The organism is uncultured Jannaschia sp., from assembly GCF_947494025.1.
In the GTDB taxonomy this organism is placed as follows: Bacteria; Pseudomonadota; Alphaproteobacteria; order Rhodobacterales; family Rhodobacteraceae; genus Jannaschia.
On sequence record NZ_CANLTQ010000055.1, the window covers coordinates 1 to 6,984 of the forward strand.

Here is a 6,984-nt window from a genome sequence, read left to right on the forward strand (position 1 = left end):
TCGCTCGCGACAATCATGCCGCCGTGGCGCGGAAAATCCACTTATCCCGGCTGTTCAGTTTTCCCGAACCACCTCTGTGAGCGGCCGATCTAGAGTATGTGGCCGTTCGCTGCGCCGCGCTCGAACTTACGCAATGCGGACGGAGATGCCGTTCGCTGGGACAGTGACGGCGTTCGGTTTCTGCGCACTGCGGACCTTCGCGATGAAAGCCAAGGGTACGTTCAAGGGTACGTTGTTGACAGAACCGAACCGAAGTCTGCGTTTCGCAGGTGGATGGCGGCTTCCGAGCGCAGGATTACAAACCTCCCAAAACCTCGGAAACTCCAGCACCCGCCCTCTCCGTTGGTGCCAAACGGTTCGTAAGCGTGACAACGGGCTGAAGTCTGCTACAGTAAATAGTGCAAAGCAGCACTGTGAGGACTCAGCTTGCCCCTGTCCGCAGCAGCATCCGTCGCTTTTAGGAGGGCATCTTGCGCTCGCTGCAGCGTTCCTTCCTGTGACGAGAGTTAGGGAAAAAATCGATGATACATAATTCGACCAAGCGCTCATCGAACTGCCTGCGGAAACATTTAATCCGGACATGCGGCGGCGCAACACGCCTTATTATCGCTACAACATTCATCGTCTTTACAGCCCAGTCGGTCACTTACGCCCAAGATGTACCACTTAAAGTATGCGATCTTAATGACGAGTGCGACAATACATCATCACAACTAGAACTCAAGCAATGCATCGGAGAGCTGAGGGACCGGGAGGACACGCGCCTGAACGATCTCTACAGAGATTTACTTGCCAGCATTCCCGATAATTACGAGAATCCCTCCGTCATTGTAACCAGACTTCGCGCATCTCAACGCGAATGGATTGAGTACCGAGACAGTTACTGTGACTATAAGTTTTCGACTGCCGAAGGTGGTACTATAGGTGGGTTGCTGCTCCTAGATTGCGAATGCACGTTGACGCGTGACAAAGCCGACCACCTATTCGACGAGTTTCCTATCTAGCCATTGGAGCATGCATGGCAGAGCCCGTTGTCCAGCGTGACTGCACTATTCCAGAAGCGAGTGCGCAATATCTGGTATTTCCAGTTAATGAGAACACCCGGACATATGCTAACGGCGACATACGGTTCCTTCACCTAAATACTTTTGGTGAACCTGCAGCCGGAGCGTCACATCTTCTCGTTTCGTTTCGGAGCCCTTCAGAGCCAACCTTTCACTGCACGATAATATCATTATCGGAGGGCGTTGGTTTTAGCGATGTGGAACTGCTCGCGGCGACAAGCAAATATGACCCTGATCAGGGACTATCGGTTCTAGTACCGGTACGCGTCTTTGATGGAGAGCAGTTCGTTGATCGTGTTCTTGCTGTCACTGTCGATCGAGCTTCCGGCAACGTGGCATCTAAACTCGACACGCCACATAATCTCGGAGCTTAGAGCGTTTGCAAAGGGACCGATCGTTCAAACGTGTGTTAGGCGAGTACAATAACCGCAGGAGGCAGAATCGGATGACCAAGTTCATGTTCTTCGTAGTCGCGGCGGCTAGCCTTCCTCCGAGCGCTCTTCTCGGACAAGACAACCATCCGATAGTGTGCTCATGTCAAATCAGCGTAGTGTGCGGCGCAGACGCGTGCTCGCCGATGGCAGCAGAAGCCTGCGAGGACTTATCACTACGACTTGACCAAGACAACGGTGGGTTGGAACTTTGCATGCATGATGGCTGTTCGGCGGCTCGCTCAGCGCATCTAGACTTCATGTCAACCGATGCCGAGCGCCTTACAGTATACGCCGGAACGGTGGAACGGATTGGTGAACCTGATGTCGATCCTTACTACACTGTTGCAACGTTATCCCATTCATGGCGAACTGTTGCCCTTTCGATATATGGGGAGGATGGTCCGATACACTCGACGCTGAGCTGCGTGATGCAGTGAACCAACGCATTGTAGACTCCAACAAGGAGTGACGTCGCATTAAGGGGGTTGTCGGGTTGGGTAACTGGTATCTTGCTAATCGAGGTGATCCTACAAAGTTCCTTGTTACCGCTTTAATATAGATCGTTCGAGCTATCTAGAAAGGGCGTAAGTAATTATAAAACAGAATGACAGCCACGACACGACCAAGCTGGGCCTGGGGTGATATATTGTGACCATTGACGTCGGGTCGTGCGATACGGCAAGCCTAGATGAACGAAAGGAAACACGGATTATAAGATTCCAGTGGATCGGAATGTTAGTCGGATTGTCCTGTATTAGCGTCGCAAATCTTGGACAAACGCAGGCAGCCTCATGTGGCGGTATTGCTGGTCTGGAATGTTCTGAGGGCCAGTACTGTGACTACTCTGCGACGGCGACGTGCGGTGAGGGTGACCAAGCTGGTCAGTGCTTAGTCACGCCGGATTTTTGCAAAGCGCAATTTTTACCAGTATGTGGATGTGACGGGGCGATCTATTCTAACTCATGCGTGGCGGCTGCCGCTGGGGTCAACGTTGCTACAGCTGCATTCTGTATGAACTCTTCTTCCGAAACTGCAGTTCAGATACTGAATTGCCAGGACGGGGCGAGTCCTCAAGTCATCGTTTGCGCAGAAAAGGATGGGGATATTCAGGAGTATCCGAACCCGTGCGCCGCGGAGACGGACGGTGCTATGAACATCGTTGCGAGAACAGGAGATAGCTGCGCAGTTTCTCGATAGAGAATTATGGTCTGCTTAGGAACCACGGCGCACCAGACGTCAGATCAGGCGGTCTTCGAGTTTCGCGTTGCTGCAATTCTTGGTGTAACGCGCTTTATCTACGAAGTACCCTGGCGGCTTATTGGCATCATAAGATGAAGGGAGAGAGTAATGTCGGAAGTAAACAAGGTATACGGTGTTGGACAATATTCTGCGAGATGGGTGCAGCGTAGTTCGCTAGTAGAGATCACGACGTCGGGTCTTTTGCCGTGCTTAAACTATTCGGCATCCTTAGAGAAAAGGCCGGAGCGGGTGCTTCCGCCTATGTGGGATATGATATTCTATACGCAAGATGTCTGTCTTGCGGCCGTAAAGCCGTTTTATATTACTCAGCAGTTTGCAATGGACGAGGTCACAGACGGACAGAAGGTGATCTTATACGATGCGACTGGGCAGGTCGAAGTACCGATTGAACGCGATGGCGACATCAAAGTCTCTTCAGCAGCAGAAGGGATAAAAAGGTTAATCAATGATATGTACATTGTCTATGCGCAGCTTCCTAAACATTCCGGAACCTATAAAGGATGCATTATCGGCCATGTGAATAGCGCTGTTTTAGGAATCTACTATAGAGCATATGGGCCTGCCTCACGGGCGGAATGCGATAAGTGGCTATCGGATAATTGCGCCGAGGCAGATTTCGAATTAGCTAGCGGTGAAATACCTTGGCCACTTTACGCCTAAAGCGTCGGACCTTTACGTAGGCGCATAGCCTGCATGACGGAGATAGTTTTGGCACTCATCCGCGTCGAAGAGGTCGCAGATAGAGCCGAGAGCGGTGATGAGGTCATCGAAAGTTCGCGCTCCGATCCGGCGGAGATGGGCCTTCAACTTGGCGAAGGCCATCTCGATAGGATTGAGGTCTGGAGAGTAAGCCGGGAGGAACAGGAACCAGCAGCCTGCCCGGCGCAGGGCGTCCGCCGCAGCGGGCACCTTGTGGGTGGAGAGGTTGTCGAGGACCACGACCGTGCCGGGGTTCAGTTCGGGAACGAGTTGGGTCTCGACCCAAGTGGTGAAGGCGGGACCGTCCATCGCGCCCTCGATCACCCAGGGCGAGATCAGGGCATCCGAGGTCAGCCCGGCAACGAAGGTCTGGGTCCGCCAGCGGCCGAAGGGAGCATCCATGCGCAGCCGCTGCCCGACCGGCGCCCGGCCCCTGAGCCGTGTCATGTTGGTTTTCACGCTGGTCTCGTCGACGAACACGAGCCGGTGCGGCTCCGCGCGCATCCGCGGCAGCCTGTGCCGAACCCAGTCCCGCCGGGCCTGGCGGATCGCAGGACGCCGGGTCTCGGTGGCAATCAGCGACTTTTTTTGAACCTGAACCCCCAGCGGCGCAGGGCGCGGCTGAGCGAGGCGGGCGCAACCTGCACCCCGCTCGCATCCTCAAGCGCCCGAGCCAGTTCGGGCATCGTGATGTCCTCGTTGGCTTCGACCATCTCGCGCAGCAAGCCGCGGTGAGGGCCGAGCTTGCCGACCCCTGGCGGACGTCCTCCCTGAGCGGGAGCAATCGCTTCTTCTGCCTTGACCTTGCGCGCCGAGCGGATGCCAGCGGAGGCTGAGATCATCAGCCGATCCGCCGCGGCACGCCCGCTCATCCCCTCCCCGATCAGCCGGGCGAACCGGCGCCGGACGTCCGTCGATAATGGTGCAGGCATGGCAAGATCCTCCCACAAAGGGTGAATCATGCCAAAGCAGAACTGCATAGCCCCGAGGCTACGAAAGCGTCCGGCGCTTTAGCTGGCTGCTGACCACGGTCACCGGCGGCGAGACCCTCGCCCGCGCCATGACGCTGATCGAGAGCGCCAAGATGGAACGGCCTCGATCCGCAGGCCTACCTCGCCGACCTCCTCGACCGCATTCACGATCACAAGGTCAATCGGCTCGACGACCTGCTGCCGTGGAACTGGACCCCGCCCGCAACGCAGGATCGTGCCGCCTAAGCCGCGGTGCCAATTGGGCGCTTACTATATATCTCAGAAACGAGCTCCAAAACTTAACGTAAGAAGTTCTTCATCCTGGAACGTCAGTTTATTTTCTCCGTGTTTATATCCAAGGGAAATTCCAAAGTGACGTGCATCTTCCGGGGTCCAAGTGATGGACGTCTCAAAGTATTCTAGGGGGTCATCGCTCTTAGATACAGGCTGTATGAAGCTGTACTCTGATCTGAAAAAGATACCTTTCGCAAAGTTTACCTCGGGAAGACGAGCGTCTAATCCTATACGCCCGCCAAGACCTAAGAAATCGCCGCGATCAGAAAATTCTAAGTTTTCTCCTGAATCAGTCGTATGTGATGCTTCGGCAAAAGCGATTACAGATGGGCGTATCCAAACAAGACCACCAAATGGAGCGCTGTATGCTCCAAAAGAAAGATTACTTCCGAGAGTGAAGCCAGGTTCTATTGAGGCCCTCAAGGCAACTCGCTCGGCATCGTTCTCTATATCAAAGACACCGTAGGCTTGTAACAGAGTACGAATACTTGCCCATGAAAAAACATCATAACTTAAGTTGTCATAAAGCAGGCCAGGAGAAACAATTGCCTTATCCTCAGCATCTGCCTCAACGTTCAAGAACTCGAATTTCAGAAACGGCGTGTATCTTCCGATGCGATAACCCACAGCGGCTTCAAGTGCAACGGATGTGGCGTCATTTTCGTTGTCACTTACAAACGACAGCGTCGCTAAGCTTGCTGTTTTCAGTGTTTCGGCGCGTTCCCCAGGCGTCTCATCGGAAGGACGAGCTGTAGCACTCGCAAGATCTTCAATATTCTTTCTAAGCACAAACCTACTCGCTAACTTATTAGGCTGCGATAAAGTCGCTTGAGCTGGAACAGCAAGGCACAAAATAGAGATTGGTACTACCGAGTCTGAACGTTGAATATGGAATTCAGCGGGCAGGTTCTCAGCGCTTACCTCTTTATAATGATTCCTAACAGATGCTGTGACAGCAAGATCACCTGCGGCTTGCTGAATTATTCCTAATTTACTTTCGCGCATCTTTCGAAGTATAAATTCCGATCTAGGCGCAACATCGTTTGGCGGAAAGTTGGGATCTAATACCGCCTTCTCTAGCCCTGTATCTCGATTTGAGACTAAAGCTTGCGGGATACGCGCTTCTGCTAGAATAAAAGAATAAAAAGTTTCTGCCTTTACATAACTTGCGTCGCCAACTTTCTCGCAAAGCAATGACTTATTCTCTACAGTTAGAACTGCTGCCTCTAAAGGACTCGAAATATAGCATATATATATTGTGGCAAAAGCCATGGATGTCTTAGAACGTTCTATCGCCCCCTTAAGATGCACCACTTTTTACACCCCACTAACTTGATAACGATTAATAATAGATTTAGTAATATTATTATTAGTTTCCCTTATCGGCATCGAAAGCGTTCGAATAACAAAATCGTCAGTTACGTCAAATCCTATATATAAGCCATTCACTGATTCAAGTCTATGCTCGACTATGCCAAGAATATAACTCCAAAATGGCAATCTTGCACCGAAGCCAGCCATAGGTTCGCTACTCGGAACAATATCTTCTGTGTAATTATTCTGCGTGAATGGTGTTTTATCTATAATGGTACGGGCCATCGCAACAGCTACGTCTTGGCGAATTGTCCAGATACTCTCACGTGAAGGCATTACACACCTATAAAGAATTGCGCTCTAGTGCAGCCAAGTAATTTATTTTTACTCATTTAGTGATGGATTGCTATTAGGTTGTTTTTCGTGATACAGTCTAACTCAACATCTTCTAAATATTGAGTTAGACTTGATGCTTGGCGGATACGGAGATACATTCTGCCAGTACCAGCATATCTCCATTATTCTTAAAAACTTCCGCGTCTTCTGAAAATCTTTCGAATTGCCGAGATTCATGTCGGCGCCTCGCAGTTTCTAAGGCGGGTCCTATTCTCTTGGAACTGAACTCATACTCATACATCACATTGTCTTAACATAAGATACACATATAGTAGATTGTAATAGCTCTGATTACGCTGAGCATGCTACCGATTCCATACACATCTAGAGAACCTATAATAGCATTTTACTGCCGCTTACTCAACGGAAACTAGTAGTATCAGCGGAGGGCAAGATAGCCTTCAGTAATAATAGGATAGAAGTTAGACTCAGGACTGAACCGTCCCGCGTTTGCCGGCAACTGTACTTAGCCAGATGTCTGCTGGGTGTAGTCTGTTCCTGCTGCGAGCATGGCGTTGAGGGTGCAGAGCAGCTTTCTGGCGGTTGCGACGA

Annotated in this window: 6 protein-coding genes and 1 pseudogene; 4 read left to right on the plus strand and 3 right to left on the minus strand. The window is 51.5% G+C overall.

Features of this window, described 5'->3' with window-relative positions; all coding sequences use genetic code 11:
- Window positions 1-521: 521 nt before the first annotated feature.
- The 3 genes from Q1B08_RS22195 (at window position 522) to Q1B08_RS20420 (ending at window position 3,418) form a co-directional block, all read left to right on the plus strand.
- Window positions 522-1,004 carry a lysozyme inhibitor LprI family protein gene (locus Q1B08_RS22195; protein ID WP_366140079.1) on the plus strand — a complete coding sequence of 161 codons (483 nt, stop codon included), beginning with the start codon at window positions 522-524 and terminating at the stop codon, window positions 1,002-1,004.
- Window positions 1,005-2,230: 1,226 nt separating this feature from the next.
- Window positions 2,231-2,695: a Kazal-type serine protease inhibitor domain-containing protein gene (locus tag Q1B08_RS22200; protein ID WP_366140080.1), complete on the plus strand. Its 465-nt coding sequence runs from the start codon at window positions 2,231-2,233 to the stop codon at window positions 2,693-2,695.
- A 150-nt stretch (window positions 2,696-2,845) separates the two neighbouring features.
- Window positions 2,846-3,418: a hypothetical protein gene (locus tag Q1B08_RS20420; protein WP_299822960.1), complete on the plus strand. Its 573-nt coding sequence runs from the start codon at window positions 2,846-2,848 to the stop codon at window positions 3,416-3,418.
- 12 nt (window positions 3,419-3,430) lie between these two features.
- Here Q1B08_RS20420 and Q1B08_RS20425 read toward each other — a convergent pair.
- A protein-coding gene (locus Q1B08_RS20425) for an IS630 family transposase (RefSeq protein WP_299822962.1) occupies window positions 3,431-4,389 on the minus strand; the annotation gives its coding sequence in 2 pieces (ribosomal slippage) (window positions 3,431-4,045 and window positions 4,048-4,389; 957 coding nt in all).
- Between the two features lie 131 nt (window positions 4,390-4,520).
- Between Q1B08_RS20425 and Q1B08_RS20430 the strand changes: the two are divergent.
- Window positions 4,521-4,674: pseudogene (locus tag Q1B08_RS20430) on the plus strand (transposase domain-containing protein); the annotation flags it as partial.
- 33 nt (window positions 4,675-4,707) lie between these two features.
- Here Q1B08_RS20430 and Q1B08_RS20435 read toward each other — a convergent pair.
- Both Q1B08_RS20435 and Q1B08_RS20440 read right to left on the minus strand, forming a co-directional pair.
- Window positions 4,708-5,994, minus strand: coding sequence for a hypothetical protein (locus tag Q1B08_RS20435; protein ID WP_299822964.1), 1,287 nt, complete (start codon window positions 5,992-5,994; stop codon window positions 4,708-4,710).
- Window positions 5,995-6,039: 45 nt separating this feature from the next.
- Window positions 6,040-6,321: a hypothetical protein gene (locus Q1B08_RS20440; protein ID WP_299822966.1), complete on the minus strand. Its 282-nt coding sequence runs from the start codon at window positions 6,319-6,321 to the stop codon at window positions 6,040-6,042.
- Window positions 6,322-6,984: the final 663 nt, after the last annotated feature.

What these genes read in the sequence shown, in the direction of transcription:
- Q1B08_RS22200 (WP_366140080.1), top strand. Translation starts at nt 2,231, where the DNA reads ATGTTAGTCGGATTGTCCTGTATTAGCGTCGCAAATCTTGGACAAACG.
- Q1B08_RS20440 (WP_299822966.1), bottom strand. Translation starts at nt 6,321, where the DNA reads ATGGCCCGTACCATTATAGATAAAACACCATTCACGCAGAATAATTAC.
- Q1B08_RS20420 (WP_299822960.1), top strand. Translation starts at nt 2,846, where the DNA reads ATGTCGGAAGTAAACAAGGTATACGGTGTTGGACAATATTCTGCGAGA.
- Q1B08_RS20435 (WP_299822964.1), bottom strand. Translation starts at nt 5,994, where the DNA reads ATGGCTTTTGCCACAATATATATATGCTATATTTCGAGTCCTTTAGAG.
- Q1B08_RS22195 (WP_366140079.1), top strand. Translation starts at nt 522, where the DNA reads ATGATACATAATTCGACCAAGCGCTCATCGAACTGCCTGCGGAAACAT.